At 72.5% G+C, this 20256-nt stretch carries 17 protein-coding genes; 10 read left to right on the top strand and 7 right to left on the bottom strand.

Features of this window, described 5'->3' with window-relative positions:
• Positions 1-498 precede the first annotated feature (498 nt).
• Positions 499-1332 carry an HAD-IB family hydrolase gene (locus AB0L29_RS15460; RefSeq protein WP_365827239.1) on the top strand — a complete coding sequence of 278 codons (834 nt, stop codon included), beginning with the start codon at positions 499-501 and terminating at the stop codon, positions 1330-1332.
• Between the two features lie 356 nt (positions 1333-1688).
• Here the strand turns inward: AB0L29_RS15460 and AB0L29_RS15455 are convergent, their stop codons facing one another.
• Positions 1689-2552, bottom strand: a complete 864-nt coding sequence (locus AB0L29_RS15455; RefSeq protein WP_365827237.1) for an oxidoreductase — start codon at positions 2550-2552, stop codon at positions 1689-1691.
• A gap of 101 nt (positions 2553-2653) precedes the next feature.
• Here AB0L29_RS15455 and AB0L29_RS15450 point away from each other — a divergent pair, with 101 nt between their 5' ends.
• A complete protein-coding gene (locus AB0L29_RS15450) occupies positions 2654-3634 on the top strand; it encodes an ATP-binding protein (protein ID WP_365827235.1) in 981 nt (326 codons plus the stop codon).
• Between the two features lie 3 nt (positions 3635-3637).
• On the opposite strand, the gene AB0L29_RS15445 is transcribed toward AB0L29_RS15450, so the two are convergent.
• Positions 3638-4930: a hypothetical protein gene (locus AB0L29_RS15445; RefSeq protein ID WP_365827233.1), complete on the bottom strand. Its 1293-nt coding sequence runs from the start codon at positions 4928-4930 to the stop codon at positions 3638-3640.
• Positions 4931-5225: 295 nt separating this feature from the next.
• Between AB0L29_RS15445 and AB0L29_RS15440 the strand changes: the two genes are divergently transcribed.
• From AB0L29_RS15440 to AB0L29_RS15415, 6 genes are all read left to right on the top strand, one after another.
• Positions 5226-7658, top strand: a complete 2433-nt coding sequence (locus AB0L29_RS15440) for a bifunctional SulP family inorganic anion transporter/carbonic anhydrase (protein ID WP_365827231.1) — start codon at positions 5226-5228, stop codon at positions 7656-7658.
• 342 nt (positions 7659-8000) lie between these two features.
• Positions 8001-9956: an acetate--CoA ligase gene (gene acs / locus AB0L29_RS15435; protein WP_365827229.1), complete on the top strand. Its 1956-nt coding sequence runs from the start codon at positions 8001-8003 to the stop codon at positions 9954-9956.
• 250 nt (positions 9957-10206) lie between these two features.
• A complete protein-coding gene (gene nhaA, locus AB0L29_RS15430) occupies positions 10207-11643 on the top strand; it encodes a Na+/H+ antiporter NhaA (RefSeq protein ID WP_365827227.1) in 1437 nt (478 codons plus the stop codon).
• A 129-nt stretch (positions 11644-11772) separates the two neighbouring features.
• Positions 11773-12261: a phage holin family protein gene (locus tag AB0L29_RS15425; protein ID WP_365827225.1), complete on the top strand. Its 489-nt coding sequence runs from the start codon at positions 11773-11775 to the stop codon at positions 12259-12261.
• Complete coding sequence (locus AB0L29_RS15420; protein ID WP_365827223.1) at positions 12258-13223, top strand: alpha/beta hydrolase; 966 nt, start codon at positions 12258-12260, stop codon at positions 13221-13223. The genes AB0L29_RS15425 and AB0L29_RS15420 overlap by 4 nt, the downstream gene beginning before the upstream one ends.
• 127 nt (positions 13224-13350) lie before the next feature.
• A complete protein-coding gene (locus tag AB0L29_RS15415) occupies positions 13351-13533 on the top strand; it encodes a hypothetical protein (RefSeq protein WP_365827221.1) in 183 nt (60 codons plus the stop codon).
• Positions 13534-13591: 58 nt separating this feature from the next.
• Here the strand turns inward: AB0L29_RS15415 and AB0L29_RS15410 are convergent, their stop codons facing one another.
• The 3 genes from AB0L29_RS15410 to nth form a co-directional block, all read right to left on the bottom strand.
• Positions 13592-14791: a MarP family serine protease gene (locus tag AB0L29_RS15410; protein WP_365827219.1), complete on the bottom strand. Its 1200-nt coding sequence runs from the start codon at positions 14789-14791 to the stop codon at positions 13592-13594.
• Positions 14792-14804: 13 nt separating this feature from the next.
• Positions 14805-15500, bottom strand: coding sequence for a CoA pyrophosphatase (locus tag AB0L29_RS15405; RefSeq protein WP_365827383.1), 696 nt, complete (start codon positions 15498-15500; stop codon positions 14805-14807).
• Between the two features lie 124 nt (positions 15501-15624).
• Positions 15625-16581 carry an endonuclease III gene (gene nth / locus AB0L29_RS15400; RefSeq protein ID WP_365827217.1) on the bottom strand — a complete coding sequence of 319 codons (957 nt, stop codon included), beginning with the start codon at positions 16579-16581 and terminating at the stop codon, positions 15625-15627.
• 338 nt (positions 16582-16919) lie between these two features.
• Between nth and AB0L29_RS15395 the strand changes: the two genes are divergently transcribed.
• Positions 16920-17594 carry a Crp/Fnr family transcriptional regulator gene (locus tag AB0L29_RS15395; RefSeq protein ID WP_029382547.1) on the top strand — a complete coding sequence of 225 codons (675 nt, stop codon included), beginning with the start codon at positions 16920-16922 and terminating at the stop codon, positions 17592-17594.
• 114 nt (positions 17595-17708) lie between these two features.
• On the top strand, positions 17709-18548 hold the full coding sequence (locus tag AB0L29_RS15390) for a nucleotidyltransferase domain-containing protein (protein ID WP_365827215.1): 840 nt from the start codon (positions 17709-17711) through the stop codon (positions 18546-18548).
• Here the strand turns inward: AB0L29_RS15390 and AB0L29_RS15385 are convergent.
• Both AB0L29_RS15385 and AB0L29_RS15380 read right to left on the bottom strand, forming a co-directional pair.
• On the bottom strand, positions 18545-19375 hold the full coding sequence (locus AB0L29_RS15385; protein WP_365827213.1) for an MBL fold metallo-hydrolase: 831 nt from the start codon (positions 19373-19375) through the stop codon (positions 18545-18547). The genes AB0L29_RS15390 and AB0L29_RS15385 overlap by 4 nt on opposite strands.
• Positions 19372-20250: an NUDIX hydrolase gene (locus AB0L29_RS15380; RefSeq protein ID WP_365827211.1), complete on the bottom strand. Its 879-nt coding sequence runs from the start codon at positions 20248-20250 to the stop codon at positions 19372-19374. The genes AB0L29_RS15385 and AB0L29_RS15380 overlap by 4 nt, the downstream gene beginning before the upstream one ends.
• Between the last annotated feature and the right edge of the window lie 6 nt (positions 20251-20256).

Here is a 20256-nt window from a genome sequence, read left to right as displayed (position 1 = left end):
CTCCATATGAACGGCCGGTGGAAACCGGCCATACGCGCCCGACAAACGGAACCGGCCAGGAACTCGCCGCGAGCGGGCCGCGCGGAATCACGGTGCAGCGATCCGGGAAATAATGTGGATCTTGGTCGATAACTGTGGACAACTCGGCGGTTGTGAATATCGCCGTCACCCATACCGGTGAGTCCGGCACATCTCCTGTGCGACTTCCGCAGAGCAGTCCGGCAACTACGCAGAGTGACAGTTCACGGGTACGGCGAAGGGACGGCCGCAGCCGCCCCTGAGCGGCGCCACGACCGCGCGATGAGGAGGAAAACCCACCCGGACATGCGACGACCCCCGCCGGGGGGGAGAGCGGGGGTCGTCCCCACGGCCGACTCGGGGGGGGAGGAGTCGGGCCGGGTTAGCACGGTCGCGAACGATCCGTGACTTCCATGGTGTACCCGAGAGCCCTCTCAGGCAAACCCACGCGCCCCACCTTACGCCGAATGGGCAGCCCCTATGCTCAAGGGCGTGGAAAACCACTCGTCGCCCCGCACAGCGGCCTTCTTTGATCTGGACAAGACGGTCATTGCGAAGTCCAGCACGCTCACCTTCAGCAAGTCGTTCTACCAAGGCGGTCTGATCAACCGCAGGGCTGTCCTGCGTACCGCATATGCCCAGTTCGTCTTCCTCGCCGGCGGCGCGGACCACGACCAGATGGAGCGCATGCGCCAGTACCTGTCGGCCCTGTGCCGCGGCTGGAACGTCCGGCAGGTCAAGGAGATCGTCGCCGAGACGCTGCACGACCTGATCGACCCGATCATCTACGACGAGGCCGCCTCCCTCATCGAGGAGCACCACATCGCCGGCCGCGACGTGGTCATCGTGTCCACGTCGGGCGCCGAGGTGGTCGAGCCGATCGGTGAACTGCTCGGCGCGGACCGGGTCGTGGCGACCCGCATGGTGGTGGGCGACGACGGCTGCTTCACCGGGGAGGTGGAGTACTACGCGTACGGCCCGACGAAGGCGGAGGCGGTCAGGGAGCTGGCCGAGTCCGAGGGGTACGACCTCTCGCGCTGCTACGCCTACAGCGATTCGGTGACCGACCTGCCGATGCTGGAGTCCGTCGGCCACCCCCACGCCGTGAACCCGGACCGGGCGCTGCGCCGCGAGGCACTGGCGCGCGGGTGGCCGGTCCTGGACTTCCACCGGCCGGTCCGCCTCAAGCAGCGGCTCCCCGCGTTCTCCGTACCGCCCCGCCCGGCGCTCGTCGCGGTCGCCGCGATAGGTGCCGCGGCGGCCACCGCGGGCCTGGTCTGGTACACGAGCCGGCGCCGGCCGCCGGCCATCTGACCCGAACGTCCGTTCAGCTCCCTTTTGGGGGTGAAAGCAAAGAAGTATGGGCAGGGCTTCCGCTTGCTCCGGTCCTGGAGTACAAAGGAATCAACGGCCCGCGAGACCCGAGGACATCCGAAAGGATCGCCTTCACAACGCAATCGGCCACACGGACCGAGCATGAACACCGAGCACCCACGCGACGTCGACCCGTCGATTACGGGCCAGCCGCACCAGGCACGGGCGAAGTCCCCGGCCTGATGGGCACATATCGAGGACGCTTGGTAACCCGGTGAGCATGCCAGCGGCGGTACGAGCCCTCGTACCGCCGCACTCCTGCGAGGCCCCCCGAAGGGGGCCTTTCCCATGCCGCGTCACGCCGCCCCGCGCTGGAGCGCCTCGCACACCGCCGTCGACTCGCGCGCCCCCAGTTCGACGGCCCTGCCACAGTGCGCGATCCAGGCGGCCATGCCCTCCGGGGTGCCCGAGACATAGCCCTCGAGGGCCGCCAGATAGGCCTCGCGGCCCAGTTCGGCGTGTCCGACCTCGGCCGGGCAGACAGCCTTCGGGTCCAGGCCGCTGCCGACCAGGACGATGCGCTCGGCCGTCCGCGCGACCAGCCCGTTGTGGGAGGCGAAGGGGCGCAGCGCGAGGAGTTCGCCGTGCACGACGGCCGCCGTGACCAGGGCGGGGGCCGAACTGCCCGCGATGACCAGCTCGGCCAGGCCGTCCAGCCGGCCGTGCATCTCCGCCGCGCCCGGCAGCTCCAGCCCGACCAGCGGCTCGTCGACCGGCTCACCCTCCTGCCGGGGCCGCCCCACATGGCCGGCCTTGTCGGCCGCCGCCACCAGGTGGAGCCGGGCCAGCACCCGCAGGGGCGACTGCCGCCAGACGGAGAGCAACTGGCCGGCCTCGGCGGTCAGCCGCAGGGCCGCACCCATCGTGCGCGCCTCGCCGTCGGCGCCGAAGTCGGTGCGCCGGCGCACCTCCTCCAGGGCCCAGTCCGCGCCGGACAGGGCCGCCGAGCCGCGGGCACCGCGCAGCGCCGCCTCGGAGGTGATCTCGTTGCTGCGCCGCCGCATGACCCGGTGCCCGTAGACCCGGTCCACGGCCTTGCGCACGGACTCCACGGACTCGGCCACCCCGGGCAGCGAGCCCAGGGCCGCGAGGGGGTCCCCCTTGCCCGAGCCCGTCCGGGAGCTCGGGGGAGGATCGGCGGACGCGCCTGTCGTACTCATGGGTACGACCCTACGCATCCCGGGGGCCCGCCCCACGATGGAGTGGTCTTCTTCACGTCCGCCTGCCACCTACAGCCATTGATCCACTACCCTTAGTGAACATGAAAATTGCTTTCGTCGGGAAGGGCGGCAGCGGAAAGACGACCCTGTCCTCCCTGTTCATCCGCCACCTCGCGGCCACCGGCGCACCGGTCGTCGCGGTCGACGCCGACATCAACCAGCACCTCGGGACCGCGCTGGGCCTCGACGAGGCGGAGGCGGCCGCGCTGCCCGCGATGGGCGACCACCTGACCCTGATCAAGGAGCACCTGCGCGGCTCCAACCCGCGCATCGCGTCCGCCGAGACGATGATCAAGACGACACCGCCCGGCGAGGGCTCCCGGCTGCTGCGGGTGCGCGAGGACAACCCGGTCTACGACGCCTGCGCCCGGCCCGTGGAACTCGACGGCGGGACCGTCCGTTTGATGGTCACGGGCCCCTTCACCGACGCCGACCTGGGGGTCGCCTGCTACCACTCCAAGACGGGAGCGGTGGAGCTGTGCCTGAACCACCTGGTGGACGGGCGCGACGAGTACGTCGTGGTGGACATGACGGCGGGTTCGGACTCCTTCGCCTCCGGCCTGTTCACCCGCTTCGACATCACGTTCCTCGTCGCCGAGCCCACCCGCAGGGGGGTCTCCGTCTACCGCCAGTACAAGGAGTACGCCGGTGACTACGGCGTCGCCCTGAAGGTCGTCGGCAACAAGGTGCACGGCCGGGACGACCTCGACTTCCTCCGCGCCGAGGTCGGGGACGACCTGCTCGTGGCGGTCGGGCACTCGGACTGGGTGCGTGCGCTGGAGAAGGGCCGGCCGCCCCGGTTCGACCTCCTGGAGGAGCCCAACCGCCAGGCCCTGGAGCTGCTGCGGACGACCGTCGACGCGGCGTACGGACTGCGCGACTGGGAGCGCTACACACGGCAGATGGTGCACTTCCACCTGAAGAACGCCCGCTCCTGGGGCAACGAACGCACCGGGGCCGACCTGGCGGCGCAGGTCGACCCCGGGTTCGTGCTCAGTGAGCGGACCGCGGCGACCGCCTGACGGTCACGGCTTGGCCGTCGGCGTCCCGGGCGTCCCCTTCGGGGCCGGGGAGGGGCGGCCCGCCAGGAAGGACGCCCAGCCCTGCTTCGGTGCCTCGCCCACCTTCAGGGTGCGCAGCTTCTGCAGGGTCCGGGGGTCCTGGGCGTCCAGCCAGTCCACGAGCTGCCGGAAGGAGACGCAGCGCACCTCGGCCTTGGTGCACACCCGCTCGATGACCTCCTCGACGGCCCGCATGTACGTGCCGCCGTTCCAGGACTCGAAGTGGTTGCCGATGATCAGGGGCGCGCGGTTGCCGTCGTAGGCCCGCCGGAAGCCCATGAGCAGCCCGTCGCGCATCTGGTCGCCCCAGCGGTCGTACTGGGCGGGGTCGCCCTGGGTGGCCGTGCCCGACTGGTTGACCATGAAGTTGTAGTCCATGGTGAGCTGCTCGTACGCGTGGCCGGGGAAGGGCACGAGCTGCATCGACAGGTCCCACAGCCCGCGCTTCTTCTTCGGCCAGACCTGGTCGTTGACGCCGCTGGTGTCGTAGCGGAAGCCGAGTTCACGGGCGGCCTCGATGAAGTTCTCCTGGCCCTCCAGGCAGGGGGTGCGGGCGCCGATGAGCTCCTTGTCGTAGTCGAAGGGCAGCGGGGCCGCGCTCTTCAGGCCGGTGTTGGTCTTCCAGGTCTTCACGAATTGCTTGGCCTGGGCGATCTCCTCCTTCCACTCCTCCACCGACCACTCGCCGACCCCGCCGCCGCTGCCGCAGAAGTGGCCGTTGAAGTGGGTGCCGATCTCGTTGCCCTCCAGCCACGCCAGGCGCAGCTGCTCGGCGGTGGCGGCGACGCCCTTCCGGTCGCCGAAGCCGATGTCGGAGCGGCCCGGGGAGTGCTGCGGCGGCCGGTACAGGTCGCGTTTCTCCTCCGGGAGCATGTACACGCCGCTGAGGAAATACGTCATCGTCGCGTTGTTCGCCTTGGCGACCTTGCGGAAGTGGGAGAAGAGCTTCTGGCCGTCCTCGCCCGCGCCGTCCCAGGAGAACACCACGAACTGCGGGGGCTTCTGGCCGGGCTTGAGGCGTTCGGGGCGGGGCAGGTGCGGCTGCGCTCCGGTGTACGCGGTGGAGCCGTCGCCGATCAGCCGGACCACGTTCTTGCGGGCCGCGGGTCTGTCCACCTCCTGCGGGCCCTGGGCACCGTCCCGGGAGCCGTCGTCATCGGACTCGGAGAAACCGCCGATGAACGCACAGCCGACGAGCGATGCGGCGCAGACCGCGGCGATCAGGGAGCCCGTGGCGTTCCTGTGGGTGGCGGCCATGTGACGCCCACCTTCTTCCTTCTCTCGGGTGCCGACAGCGCCGCCAAGGTCGCACGGAAAGAAGAAGGGTTTAGTACGACAAGCCGATGAAATGGCCTCATCACTCTCGCGAGTGAGTTATTAGTCCATTTGCCTGGAATATCCATTCCCTGCCTTTACTCTGCATTACGATCCGTTTACTGAATGTTGATTCATCCCGCCGCTGTACGCCGTGCCCCACGGCCGCGACCGACCCCCGCCCCGAGCGGGGAACCACCAGTTCCGCGACCGCGCAGCCCCGGAGGAGACGGGAAACATGTCAGCCTGCGTCCCCGCCCGCGCCGCCGACCCGAGTCGGACCCAGCGCATCCACCAGTCCCACAGTCCACCCCCGACCGGCCCCCGCCGCTTCCGCATCGCGGGCGCCGACCTGTCGGCCTCGATCACCGTCTTCCTGATCGCCCTGCCACTGTCCCTGGGCATCGCCCTCGCCACCGGCGCGCCCCTGCAGGCCGGCCTGGTCGCCGCCGCCGTGGGCGGACTCGTCGCCGGGCGGCTCGGTGGTTCCCCGCTGCAGGTCAGCGGCCCGGCGGCAGGCCTCACCGTGGTCACCGCCGACCTCATCCAGCGCTACGGATGGCGGACCACCTGCGCCATCACCATCCTGGCCGGGCTCGCCCAACTGGGCCTCGGCTGCCTGCGCGTGGCGCGCACCGCCCTGGCCGTCAGCCCCGCCATCGTGCACGGCATGCTCGCCGGCATCGGCATCACCATCGCCGTCGCCCAGCTGCACATCGTCCTGGGCGGCACACCGCAGAGCTCGGTCCCCGACAACCTGCTCGCGCTGCCCGCCCAGTTGGCGGACCTGCATCCCGCGGCCGTGTCGGTGAGCGCGCTGACCCTGGTGCTGCTGCTGTGCTGGCCGCGGCTGCCCGGCCGGGCCGGCAGCGTCCTGCGCGGGATCCCGGCCGCGCTGATCGCCGTCGCCGGGGCCAGCGCGGCCGCCGCCCTGGCCGGCCTGCGCCTGCCCAAGGTCGACCTGCCGTCCTGGAGCAACCACGCCCTGGCCGGACTGCCCGAGGGACCCGTCCTCGGCCTGATCGCGGCCGTGCTCACCACCACGCTGGTGTGCAGCGTGCAGTCGCTGCTCGGCGCGGTCGCCGTGGACAAGATGGCGGCCGCGCGCCCCGGTCCGCACGTCCCGCGCTCCGACCTGGACCGCGAACTGCTCGGCCAGGGCGCCGCCAACATCGTCTCCGGCGCGCTCGGCGGACTGCCCGTCGCGGGGGTGGCCGTGCGCAGCACCGCGAACGTGCGCGCCGGTGCCGTGAGCCGGAACTCCACGATGCTGCACGGCGTTCTCGTAGTGGCCGCCACGCTGCTGATGGTCCCGGTCCTGGAGTTCATCCCGCTCGCCTCGCTCGCCGCCCTGGTGATGGCCATCGGCATCCAGATGGTGTCCCTGCACCACATCCGCACGGTGACCCGCCACCGGGAAGTGCTGGTGTACGCCGTCACCACCCTGGGCGTCGTGTCCTTCGGCGTCCTGGAGGGCGTCGCCCTCGGGATCGCCGTGGCCGTCGGCGTCGCCCTGCACCGCCTCACCCGCACCCGCATCACGCACGACGAGAGGGAAGGAGTCCATCACGTACACGTACGAGGGCAGCTGACGTTCCTCGCGGTGCCCCGGCTCAGCCGGGCCCTGCACCTCGTGCCCCAGGGGACGGACGCCGTCGTGGAGTTGGACGGGTCGTTCATGGACCATGCCGCCTACGAGACGCTGCAGGACTGGCAGAACACGCACACCGCGCGGGGCGGCACCGTCCGGATCACCGGCCGCCGCGCCGCGCTCCGGATCGCCGAACCCGCGGCGCTCCACGACCCCGGCGCACCGTGGGGGACCGACGAGGCCCCGGACACCACCGCCGACTGCCGCTGCCGCCCCTGGACGCCCTGGCGCAACCACCAGTGCGAACTCCCGCAGCCCGCGCCGTCCACCGCGCGGCACCGCGACGGGACGGCCCGGCCGGAACCCACCGACTCCGAATCCGAATCCGGCACCGGCACCGGCACCGGCACCGGCGGGCACGAACTGCTGCGTGGCATCAGCGCGTTCCAGCGCAACACCGCGCCGCTGGTGCGAGGCGAACTGGCCCGGCTGGCGCGCGAGGGGCAGCGCCCGTCCCAGCTCTTCCTCACCTGCGCCGACTCACGGCTCGTCACCTCGATGATCACCTCCAGTGGCCCGGGCGACCTGTTCGTGGTGCGCAACGTGGGCAACCTCGTGCCGCTGCCCGGCGCGGAGAGCGGCGACGACTCGGTGGCGGCGGCCATCGAGTACGCGGTGGACGTGCTGCGGGTGCGGTCCATCACGGTGTGCGGGCACTCCGGGTGCGGGGCCGTGCAGGCACTGCTCGGCTCCGAGCCGGAGAGCGCACAGACGCCGCTCAAGCGGTGGCTGAGGCACGGGCTGCCCAGCCTGGAGCGCATGGCCGACGACGGCCGGCCCCGGGCGCGGCTGGCCGGGCGGGCGCCCGCCGACACGGTCGAACAGCTCTGCCTGACCAACGTGGTCCAGCAGCTGGAACACCTCAGGGCCCACGACTCGGTGGCCCGCGCCCTGCGGGAGGGCCGGCTGGAGCTGCACGGGATGTACTTCCACGTGGGCGAGGCCCAGGCGTACCTGCTCACCGAGGACGGCGGGGACAGGGTCTTCGACCGGGTGCGGGCGGCGGAGCTGTCCGCCTGACCCCGGGGCGTGCGCGGCCCCTCGCCGGGGCCGCGCACCCGCGCCCGCCCACCGGACCGCCCCGGCTCACGGGGGCGGTCCGGCCTGCGCGGACAGCACATCCGGCCGGCTTCCCGGGCCTGCCCCGCGGGCCGGGATGTGAAAGGCGTTACAGGCCTGAACCGGCTCCCCGCGCGGCCCGTGGGAACGGGTGACGCCGAGACCGCACACCGACCCGGAAGGCCCCCCGGCCACCCGCCTGACAGGTCTAAACCAATCTTCGGTCGACCCTTGTCAGCGCACCCCCGGGTCTGATGAGCTGTGGCCTGGGACACAACGGACACCCTGGGAAAGGCAGATGCCGTGAGCAACGAGAGCCTGGCCAACCTGCTCAAGGAAGAGCGCAGGTTCGCACCCCCCGCCGACCTGGCCGCCCGCGCCAACGTCACCGCGGAGGCGTATGAACAGGCCAAGGCTGACAGGCTCGGCTTCTGGGCCGAGCAGGCCCGCCGGCTGACCTGGGCCAAAGAGCCCACCGAGACCCTCGACTGGTCGAATCCGCCGTTCGCCAAGTGGTTCCAGGACGGCGAGCTGAACGTCGCGTACAACTGCGTGGACCGGCACGTGGAGGCCGGGCATGGCGACCGGGTCGCCATCCACTTCGAGGGGGAGCCCGGCGACAGCCGCGCGATCACCTACGCCGAGCTCAAGGACGAGGTCTCCAAGGCGGCCAACGCCCTGCTGGAACTGGGAGTCCGGAAGGGCGACCGGGTCGCGGTCTACATGCCGATGATCCCCGAGACCGCGATCGCCATGCTGGCCTGCGCCCGCATCGGCGCCGCGCACTCGGTCGTCTTCGGCGGCTTCTCGGCGGACGCGCTCGCGACCCGCATCCAGGACGCCGACGCCCGGGTGGTCATCACCGCCGACGGCGGCTACCGGCGCGGCAAGCCCTCCGCGCTCAAGCCGGCCGTGGACGAGGCGGTCGAGCGCGCCGGCAACGTCGAGCACGTCCTGGTGGTCCGCCGCACCGGCCAGGAGGTCGCCTGGCGCGAGGGCCGTGACGTGTGGTGGCACGACCTCGTCGAGCGGCAGTCCGCCGAGCACGCCCCGGAGGCGTTCGGGGCGGAGCACCCGCTGTTCATCCTCTACACCTCCGGCACCACGGGGAAGCCGAAGGGCATCCTGCACACCTCCGGCGGCTACCTCACCCAGGTGTCGTACACCCACTGGGCCGTCTTCGACCTCAAGCCGGAGACCGACGTGTACTGGTGCACCGCCGACGTCGGCTGGGTCACCGGACACTCGTACATCGTGTACGGGCCGCTGGCGAACGGCGCGACGCAGGTCATGTACGAGGGCACGCCGGACACCCCGCACCAGGGCCGTTTCTGGGAGATCGTGCAGAAGTACGGCGTGACGATCCTCTACACCGCGCCGACCGCGATCCGTACGTTCATGAAGTGGGGCGACGACATCCCCGCGAAGTTCGACCTCGGCAGCCTGCGGGTGCTGGGCTCGGTGGGCGAGCCGATCAACCCCGAGGCGTGGGTCTGGTACCGCAAGCACATCGGCGGCGACCGCACCCCGGTCGTGGACACCTGGTGGCAGACCGAGACCGGCGCGATGATGATCACCCCGCTGCCGGGCGTCACCGAGACCAAGCCCGGCTCGGCACAGCGGCCGCTGCCCGGCATCTGCGCGACCGTCGTCGACGACGAGGCGAACGAGGTGCCCGACGGCGGGGGCGGCTACCTGGTGCTGACCGAGCCGTGGCCGTCGATGCTGCGCACCATCTGGGGCGACGACCAGCGGTTCATCGACACGTACTGGTCGCGCTTCGAGGGCAGGTACTTCGCCGGTGACGGGGCGAAGAAGGACGAGGACGGCGACATCTGGCTGCTGGGCCGGGTGGACGACGTGATGCTGGTGTCCGGCCACAACATCTCCACCACCGAGGTGGAGTCCGCGCTGGTCTCCCACCCGTCGGTGGCCGAGGCGGCCGTGGTGGGCGCGGCGGACGAGACGACCGGGCAGGCCATCGTCGCCTTCGTGATCCTGCGCGGTACGGCGGCGGAGACCGACGGCCTCGTCGCCGAGCTGCGCAACCACGTCGGCGCCACGCTCGGGCCGATCGCCAAGCCGAAGCGGATCCTGCCGGTGGCCGAGCTGCCGAAGACCCGCTCCGGCAAGATCATGCGCCGTCTGCTGCGGGACGTCGCCGAGAACCGCCAGCTCGGTGACGTCACCACGCTGACGGACTCGACGGTGATGGACCTGATCCAGGCGAAGCTGCCCAAGGCGCCCGGCGAGGACTGAGCACCGCGCGCGGGGCACCCGGCAGCGGACGCGCCGGGTGCCCCTCACGCCGTACCCGAGATACCCAAAGACCGTGCGAAGGCCGTGCGCGAAGCCCGTGTGCGAAGCCGTGCGGGACGACCGGACGCGGTGATCGCCGGGCCCGTCGGCGGTCTCTTGGGTAAAGTAAAGGAAACGTCAATACATTTGAGGCGCGCCGGGAAGTCTGGTCGGCATGTGATTCGTCCTGCCCACCGACTGGAGGTCTGCCGTGACCGCGCCCCGCACCACCGGCCCCCGCAGGGTTTTCGGACGGCTGTCCCTGCCCGAGCGGACGTTCGTGGCCGACGCGCTGCGCACCGAGACCGTGGGCGGTGTGCTGCTGCTGGTCGCCGCGGTCACCGCGCTGGTCTGGGCGAACGTACCCGCACTGCACGACAGCTACGAGGCGGTCAGCCACCACCACTTCGGCCCGCGGGCCCTCGGACTTGACCTGTCCGTCGCGCACTGGGCCGCCGACGGGCTGCTCGCGGTCTTCTTCTTCGTCGCCGGGATCGAACTCAAGCGCGAACTCGTCGCCGGTGACCTGCGCGACCCGAGGGCCGCCGCGCTCCCCGTCGTCGCCGCCCTGTGCGGCATGGCCGTACCGGCGCTCGTCTACACCCTCACCAGTGCGGCCGGCGGCGGCTCGCCGGCGGGCTGGGCCGTGCCCACGGCCACCGACATCGCCTTCGCGCTCGCCGTGCTCGCCGTCATCGGCACCTCCCTGCCGAACGCGCTGCGCGCCTTCCTGCTCACGCTCGCCGTCGTCGACGACCTCTTCGCGATCCTGATCATCGCGCTCTTCTTCACCGAGCGGCTCGACCTCGCCGCGCTCGGCGGTGCCGTCGCCGGACTGGCCGTGTTCTGGCTGCTGCTGCGCAAGGGGGTGCGCGGCTGGTACGTGTACGTCCCGCTGGCGCTCGTCGTCTGGGCGCTGATGTACAACAGCGGCGTCCACGCCACGATCGCCGGGGTCGCGATGGGCCTGATGCTGCGCTGCCACCGCCACGAGGGCGAGGCGCAGTCCCCCGGCGAGCGCATCGAGCACCTCGTGCGTCCGCTGTCGGCGGGCCTGGCCGTGCCGCTGTTCGCGCTGTTCAGCGCGGGCGTGTCCGTCTCCGGCGGCGCGCTCGGCGAGGTGTTCACCCAGCCGGAGACCCTCGGGGTCGTCCTCGGCCTGGTCGTCGGCAAGGCGCTGGGCATCTTCGGTGGCACCTGGCTGACGGCCCGTTTCACCCGGGCCTCGCTCAGCGACGACCTCGCCTGGGCGGACGTGTTCGCGGTGGCCACCCTCGCCGGCATCGGCTTCACCGTCTCGCTGCTCATCGGCGAGCTCGCCTTCGAGGGCGACGCGGCGATGACCCAGGAGGTGAAGGCGGCCGTTCTGACGGGCTCGCTCATCGCCGCGGCCCTGGCGACCGTGCTGCTGAAGCTGCGGAACGTCAAGTACCGCCGCCTGTGGGAGGCCGAGGAGCGCGACGAGGACCTCGACGGCGTCCCGGACGTCTACGAGGAGGACGATCCGGCGTACCACCTGCGGATGGCGCAGATCCACGACCGCAAGGCCGCCGAGCACCGCCGGATCGCCGAGGAGAAGGCCGCCGAACGGCGCAGGCTTGCCGAAGTGCCGGGCGGGGCAGGCGAGGACCACGACGGTCCGGCATGATCTGACGAGACGGTACAAAAGACGGGACCGTGAGGACGGGACAAAAGGCGGGACCGTGAGGACGGGACCGTGCGCAGTCAGGCGCGCAACGACCGGACGACGGAACCGCACGCACAGGAGGAGACCGCGATGAGCGCACCCGACGGCAGCCCGGTCGGCGCCGAACGCAGCATCGGCCAGCTGTTCGCCTCGGCGACGGCGGACATGTCGGCGCTGGTGCACGACGAGATCGCGCTGGCGAAGGCGCAGCTCAAGCAGGACGTCAAGCGCGGCGCGACGAGCGGCGGCGCGTTCACGCTGGCCGGCGCGGTGCTGCTGTTCTCCCTGCCGATGCTGAACTTCGCCCTGGCGTACGGCATCCGTACCTGGAGCGGGTGGAACCTCGCGGTCTGCTTCCTGCTGTCCTTCGCGGCCAACGTGCTCGTCGCGGTCGGGCTCGCGCTGATCGGCGTGGCCTTCGCCAAGAAGGCCAAGAAGGGCAAGGGCCCGCAGAAGGTCGCCTCGTCGGTGAAGGAGACCGCGGGCGTGCTGCAGAAGGCCAAGCCGCACCCGCGGCCGGAGCTGCCGCGGGACCGGGGTCCCGCGGCCGTCGAAGCTGTGGCACGCTCGTCGTCATGACGGGCTCCTCCGCCTCTCCAGGGCGCTCCCCTTCCGCGCAGCCGGCCTCGGTCGTACGGCTCGGCCTCCCCGGCGGGAAAGAGGCGTGCCACCGTGACGTGGCCGCCAACGGCGCCCGCTTCCACATCGCGGAGCTCGGCGACGGCCCGCTGGTGCTGCTGCTGCACGGCTTCCCGCAGTTCTGGTGGACGTGGCGGCACCAGCTCGTCGCGCTCGCCGACGCGGGGTTCCGGGCCGTCGCCATGGACCTGCGGGGCGTGGGCGGCAGCGACCGCACGCCCCGCGGCTACGACCCCGCCAACCTCGCGCTCGACATCACCGGCGTGATCCGCTCCCTGGGCGAGCCGGACGCCGCGCTCGTCGGCCACGACCTCGGCGGCTACCTCGCCTGGACGGCGGCCGCGATGCGCCCGAAGCTGGTGCGGCGCCTCGCGGTCGCGTCCATGCCGCACCCGCGGCGCTGGCGCGCGGCGATGCTGAAGGACGTCCGGCAGACGCGCGCGGGCTCCTACGTCTGGGGGTTCCAGCGGCCCTGGATCCCGGAGCGGCAGCTCACCGCCGACGACGGCGCGCTCGTCGCCGAGCTCATCCGGCAGTGGTCGGGGCCGCGGCTGCCGGACGACGAGGCGCTGGAGACCTACCGGCGCGCCATGTGCATCCCGTCCACGGCGCACTGCTCCATCGAGCCGTACCGCTGGATGGTGCGCTCCCTGGCCCGCCCGGACGGCATCCAGTTCAACCGCCGGATGAAGCGGCCCGTGCGCGTGCCGACGCTGCACCTGCACGGCTCCCTGGACCCCGTGATGCGCACGCGCAGCGCCGCCGGCTCCGGCGAGTACGTCGAAGCACCGTACCGCTGGCGGCTGTTCGACGGTCTCGGGCACTTCCCGCACGAGGAGGACCCGGTGGCCTTCTCCTCGGAACTGGTCAACTGGCTGAAGGATCCCGAACCCGATCGGTGACCGGACGGGCGCGCGCCGCATCCACTCTTGAACACCTGTCCTACGAACGGCCATTTGCCCGGCGCATAGGCCAATTGGGTGCCCCGTGAGCGGTTATCGACCATGGGGCGGGGGCACACGTCCGGGTATGGGCTGGACGCACGACTACAGTGACGCAAGCCGCAACCGCCGCTCGGCGGGCGGTGCGAGTTCTCACCAGCGAGGCGGCGCGCCGCAGATGGCGGGCACGGACCTGAGGGTGGGGATTCCGCGCATCCTCCGCCGCCGGGCCCGCTGGGTCTCCGTACGCCTGCGCCACCCCCGCGGCTGAGACGGCCTGCGCCACCCCCGCGGCTGAGACGGCCTGCGCCACTCCTGCGGCTGAGGCGCTACAGCGCGCAGCTGTCGCTGTCCACCTGCTGGTCGGCGGTCCGCCCCTTGGTGATGTCCTGCTGGATCTCGTCCACGGTGAGCGCGTACCCCGTCTCGGCGTCGTCGCGGGACTTCGCGAAGATCACGCCGTAGACCTTGCCGTCCGGGGTGAGCAGCGGGCCGCCGGAGTTGCCCTGGCGGACGGTCGCGTACAGCGAGTAGACGTCGCGGCGGACCCTGTCACGGTGGTAGATGTCCGGGCCGCTGGCCGTGATGCGCCCGCGCACGCGCGCGGCGCGCACGTCGTACGCCCCGTTCTCCGGGAAGCCGGCGACGATCGCGCCGTCGCCGCTGCTCGCGTCCTCGGCCGTGAACCGCAGCGCGGGCGCCTTCAGGTCCGGTACGTCGAGCACGGCGATGTCGCGCCGCCAGTCGTAGAGGACGACCGTCGCGTCGTACTTGCGGCCCTCCCCGCCTATCTGCACGGTCGGCTCGTCGACGCCGCCCACGACGTGCGCGTTGGTCATGACGCGGCGGCCGGCGAAGACGAAGCCGGTGCCCTCCAGCACCTTGCCGCAGCTCGGGGCCGTCCCCATGACCTTGACGATGGAGCGCTGGGCGCGGGCGGCGACCGGGCTGCCGGCGAGCGCCGGGTCGGGGGGCCGTACGTCGGCGATCGGTTCGTTCGCGAAGGGGCTGAAGACCTGCGGGAAGCCGTTCTGCGCGAGGACGGAGGAGAAGTCCGCGAACCAGGTGTCGGCCCGGTCGGGCAGCGCCCGGGAAACCCCGAGCAGCACCCTGGAGCCGCGGACCTCCTTGCCGACCGTGGGCATGGTGGTGCCGGCGAGGGCCGAGCCGATCAGCCAGGCGACCAGCAGCATCGCGACGACGTTGACGAGCGCGCCGCCGGTGGCGTCGAGGGCGCGGGCCGGGGACCAGGTGATGTACCGGCGCAGCTTGTTGCCGAGGTGGGTGGTCAGGGCCTGGCCGACGGAGGCGCAGACGATCACGACGACGACCGCGACGACCGCGGCCGCCGTGCCGACCTCCGCGTCGTCCGTCAGGGCGTCCCAGATCACGGGCAGCACGTAGACCGCGACGAGGCCGCCGCCCAGGAAGCCGATCACCGACAGGAGGCCGACGACGAAGCCCTGGCGATAGCCCACGACCGCGAACCACACGGCGGCGACCAGCAGCAGGATGTCCAGCACGTTCACGAGGGCCACCCTGTCATGACCGCCAGTCGAGCGGGACCTGCTTGTGGCGGTCCCAGGGCCGCTCCCAGCCCGCGAAGTGCACCAGCCGGTCGATGATCCCGGCCGTGAAGCCCCACACCAGCGCCGATTCGACCAGGAATGCCGGGCCTCGGTGACCGCTGGGGTGGACGGCGGTGGCGCGGTTGGCGGGATCCGTGAGATCCGCCACGGGCACCGTGAAGACCCGGGCGGTCTCGTTCGGGTCGACGACGCCGACCGGGCTCGGCTCGCGCCACCAGCCCAGCACCGGCGTGACGACGAAGCCGCTGACCGGGATGTACAGCTTGGGCAGCACCCCGAAGAGCTGCACACCCGACGGGTCCAGGCCGGTCTCCTCCCGGGCCTCGCGCAGGGCGGCGCGCAGCGGCCCGTCGGTGTGCGGATCGCCGTCCTCGGGGTCGAGGGCACCCCCGGGGAAGGAGGGCTGGCCGGCGTGCGACCTGAGTGAACTCGCGCGCTCCATGAGCAGCAGCTCCGGACCGCGCTCCCCCTCCCCGAACAGGACCAGCACGGCGGACTGGCGCCCGGCGCCGTCCTTCGGCGGCAGGAAGCGGCTGAGCTGGCCCGGCACGACCGTCTCCGCGGCCCGTACCACCGGGTCCAGCCAGGCGGGCAGCCCCTCCTTGCTGAGCGTCACCGGACCGCCCTGGGTATTGCCCGCTCGCGTCATCGCCACCCCCGTCGCTCCGACCGGTCCAACGCCCGGCGGTCCGTGGATCGTTCCTGGTGCCACCGCCCGGATCGCGGCCGCGGCCCGGGCCGGAGCCGTCGCCGGGACCGTCCCGGCCGGCCCCTCATCCGGCCCTCAGCGGCGGGGCCGGCCTGCCGCCCGCGTCCAGGTAGGCCTGCGGGGGGTTCAGGCGCTGGCCGGGGAAGCCGCCCTTCTCGTACTTCAGCAGCTTCTTCGCCTTCTCCGGGTCCGTCTCGCCCTCGCCGTACGCCGGGCAGAGCGGGGCGATGGGGCAGGCGCCGCAGGCGGGCTTGCGGGCGTGGCAGATGCGGCGGCCGTGCCAGATCACGTGGTGCGAGAGGTCCGTCCAGTCGCTCCTGGGGAACAGCGCGCCGACGGCGGCCTCGATCTTGTCGGGGTCGGTCTCGTCGGTCCACCGCCAGCGGCGCACCAGGCGCTGGAAGTGCGTGTCCACGGTGATGCCGGGGCGGCCGAAGGCGTTGCCCAGCACGACGAAGGCGGTCTTGCGGCCGACGCCGGGCAGCTTGACCAGGTCCTCCAGCCGGCCGGGGACCTCACCGCCGAAGTCCTCCACCAGAGCCTTGGACAGTCCGATGACCGACCTGGTCTTGGCCCGGAAGAAACCGCACGGGCGGAGGATCTCCTCCACCTTCTCCGGGTCGGCGGCGGCCAGGTCCTCGGGGGTGGGGTACTCGGCGAAGAGGGCGGGGGTCGTCTGGTTGACGCGCAGGTCGGTGGTCTGGGCGGACAGGACCGTGGCGACCAGCAGCTGGAAGGGGTTCTCGAAGTCCAGCTCGGGGTGGGCGTACGGGAAGACCTCGGCGAGCTCGCGGTTGATGCGGCGGGCCCGGCGGACCAGCGCGGTGCGCGACTCGCCGCCCGGCGGTCCGACGACGGTCCTCGCGGGCGGGGCGCCCTCGACGGCGGCGGCCTTCCCGGAAGCGCCGACGGCCTTCCCGGCGGTCGCCTTCTTCGCGGTCGCCCTCTTCGCGGGCGCCGCCTTCTTCCCCACGGCCCCCGCCGCCTCCCCGGCCACCCGCTTCGCGGGGACCTTCCTCACCGGCGGCGTCCCCTTCGCCGCTTTCGCCGTTTCCCTACCGCCATCAGGGCTCTGTTCGCCCACGGCGGAATCGCGACGTACAACCACCCGCGCAGCCCCCTCGGCCTGTGCTCTCACCGGCGTTCCGGACACCCGATCAGCCTACGGTCCGGCACACTCTTCCGCCCCGGACCCTGAGGATCGGCGCCCAATCGGACCCCTGCCGCGTACCCCGGGACACCTGTACGGCATCCTTGTGACAGATCACACTGTTTGGACCGTCCGGCAGAATGGGCACCACGGTCCCCTGGTACACGGGGGAACAGGATCCCCTGAGCAGGTCGACAAGGAGAGAACTCGTGGACGACGTTCTGCGGCGCAACCCGCTCTTCGCGGCGCTCGACGACGAGCAGGCCGCGGAGCTCCGCGCCTCCATGAGTGAGGTGACCCTCGCGCGCGGCGACTCGCTCTTCCACGAGGGCGACCCGGGAGACCGCCTGTACGTGGTCACGGAAGGCAAGGTCAAGCTCCACCGCACCTCCCCCGACGGCCGGGAGAACATGCTGGCCGTCGTCGGCCCCGGTGAGCTCATCGGCGAGCTGTCGCTCTTCGACCCGGGGCCGCGCACCGCGACGGCCACCGCGCTGACCGAGGTCAAGCTGCTCGGTCTCGGCCACGGCGACCTCCAGCCCTGGCTGAACGCCCGTCCCGAGGTGGCGGCGGCGCTCCTGCGCGCGGTCGCGCGCCGACTGCGCAAGACCAACGACGCGATGTCCGACCTGGTCTTCTCGGACGTCCCGGGCCGCGTCGCCCGCGCCCTGCTGGACCTCTCCCGCCGGTTCGGCGTGCAGTCCGAGGAGGGCATCCACGTCGTCCACGACCTGACGCAGGAGGAGCTGGCCCAGCTGGTCGGCGCGTCCCGCGAGACGGTCAACAAGGCGCTGGCGGACTTCGCCCAGCGCGGGTGGCTGCGCCTGGAGGCGCGGGCCGTGATCCTGCTGGACGTGGAGCGCCTGGCCAAGCGCTCGCGCTGACGCCGTCCCCCTGCCGTACGGCGTCGGGCCCCGCCTCCCCCGAGGCGGGGCCCGACGCCGTACCGGCGCGAAAACCGGGCGCGCGGACGCCCCCGGCAAAGGCACAGTGACCGTATGGCCGACACCACCGCCCGCCCCGGGCTGGACGCCCGGGGATTCATCGCACGCGAGGGATCCCCCGACCTCGTCCCCGGCCCCTTCCGCCCCGTCGTCGCCGCCGCGCGCGACCGGCTCGCCGGCGTGTTCGGGGCGCGGCTGGACAGCGCGTACCTCTACGGATCGATCCCGCGCGGCACCGCGCGCGTGGGACGCAGCGACCTCGACCTGCTGGTGGTCCTGCGCGAGGAGCCGGCCGACGCGGACCGGGCCGGCGCCCGCGCGCTCGACGCGGCGCTGGACGCGGAGTTCCCGCAGATCGACGGGGCCGGGACGCTGCTGTTCGGCCGGGCGCGCCTGCTGAGCGAGCGCGAGAGGTACGACATGGGGTGGTTTCTCGCCTGCCTGTGCACGCCGGTGCTGGGCGAGGACCTCGCCGCGCACCTGCCGCGCTACCGGCCCTGCTCACTGCTGTCCCGGGAGACCAACGGCGACCTCGCCGCCCGTCTGCCCCGCTGGCGCGAGCGCGTCGCCGGCGCCGACGACACGGACGAGGCCCGGCGGCCCCTGGTCCGCTTCATGTCGCGGCACCTGGTCCGCACCGCCTTCACGCTCGTCATGCCCCGCTGGAACGGCTGGACCAGCGACCTCCGGGAGATGGCCGAGGCGTTCGCCGTGTACTACCCCGAGCGTGCCGGGCAGGTGCGCGACGCGGCCGTCCGCGGGTACGAGCCGACCGGTGACCCCGCCGTGCTCGGCTCGTACACCGACGATCTCGGGCCCTGGCTCGCCGAGGAGTACGCGCGCGTGCACGGCGTCAAGGCACCGCCGCCGGGCCGGCCGGAGCAGGGGCTCTAGATGAGCCCGTGCTCCTCGAGATACTCCAGCTGCGCCCGCACCGACAGCTCCGCCGCCGGCCACAGGGAGCGGTCCACGTCGGCGTACACGTGGGCGACGACCTCGGCCGGGGTGCGGTAGCCGTCCTCGACGGCCGTCTCGACCTGGGCGAGGCGGTGGGCGCGGTGGGCGAGGTAGAACTCGACGGCGCCCTGGGCGTCCTCCAGGACCGGCCCGTGGCCGGGCAGGACGGTGTGGACGCCGTCGTCGACGGTGAGCGACCGGAGCCGGCGCAGGGAGTCCAGGTAGTCGCCCAGGCGGCCGTCGGGGTGCGCCACGACGGTCGTGCCGCGGCCCAGGACCGTGTCGCCGGTCAGCACCGCGCGGTCGGCCGGGAGGTGGAAGGACAGGGAGTCGGCGGTGTGCCCGGGGGTCGGTACGACCCTCAGCTCCAGGCCGCCGACGGTGATGACGGCCCCGGCGGCCAGCCCTTCGTCGCCCAGCCGCAGCGCCGGGTCCAGGGCACGCACGCGCGTGCCGGTCAGCTCGGCGAAGCGGGCGGCGCCCTCGGCGTGGTCCGGGTGGCCGTGCGTCAGCAGGGTCAGGGCGACCCGCTTGCCGGCCTCCCCGGCCGTGTCGACGACGGTGCGCAGGTGGCCCTCGTCCAGTGGGCCCGGGTCGACGACGACCGCGAGCTCGGAGCCGGGCTCGGAGAGGATCCAGGTGTTGGTCCCGTCCAGGGTCATCGCCGAGGGGTTGGGGGCCAGGACGTTGACGGCCCGGGGGGTGGCGGGGCCGGACAGGGCCCCGCCGCGGGGCCGGCCGGGAAGGGCTGCTGCGTCCGTCATGCGGGGGCTCCACCGGTCGGGAGGGTCGGGACGTGCTTGGTGAACTCGTCGTGCCCGGGCCAGGAGAGCACGACCTCGCCGTCCACCAGGCGGGCGGTGGCCAGGACGGGCGTCAGGTCCCGCTGCGGGGCGGCGGCGAGCACGTCGGCCGCCGTGGCGTACGGGAGCAACTGGCGCAGGGTCGCGATGGTCGGCGGCATCATCAGCAGCTCGCCCCTGTCGTACGCGGCCGCCGCCCGGCCCGGCGCGATCCACACCGTGCGGTCGGCCTCCGTGGAGGCGTTGCGGGTGCGCTGCCCCTCGGGGAGGGCGGCGACGAAGAACCAGGTGTCGTAGCGGCGGGGCTCGAACTCCGGGGTGATCCAGCGTGTCCAGGCGCCCAGCAGGTCCGAGCGCAGGACCAGGCCCCGGCGGTCGAGGAACTCGGCGAAGGACGTCTCGCGGGCGACCAGGGCGGCGCGGTCGGCCTCCCAGTCGTCGCCGGTGGTGTCGCCGGCCACCGAGTCGGGCGTCGGGCCGGCGAGCAGGACGCCCGCCTCCTCGTACGTCTCCCGGACGGCCGCGCAGACGATCGCCTGGGCCGCCGCCTCGTCCACGCCCAGCCGGTCGGCCCACCACGCCCGCGACGGGCCCGCCCAGCGGATGCGGCGGTCGTCGTCGCGCGGGTCGACGCCGCCGCCCGGGTACGCGTACGCGCCTCCGGCGAAGGCCATGGAGGCGCGTCGGCGCAGCATGTGGACGGCGGGGCCGGTGCCGGTGTCCTTCAGGAGCATGACGGTGGCCGCGCGCCTGGGGGTCACCGGGGTGAGGGTGCCCGCCGCGAGCGCGCGGATGCGGTCCGGCCACTCGGGGGGATACCACTGACCATTCGCCATGGCCGG

It is taken from the genome of Streptomyces sp. NPDC052701 (assembly GCF_040678355.1).
In the GTDB taxonomy this organism is placed as follows: Bacteria; Actinomycetota; Actinomycetes; order Streptomycetales; family Streptomycetaceae; genus Streptomyces.
Note: the sequence above shows the minus strand (reverse complement) of the source record. Positions and strands in the feature narration are given on the sequence as shown.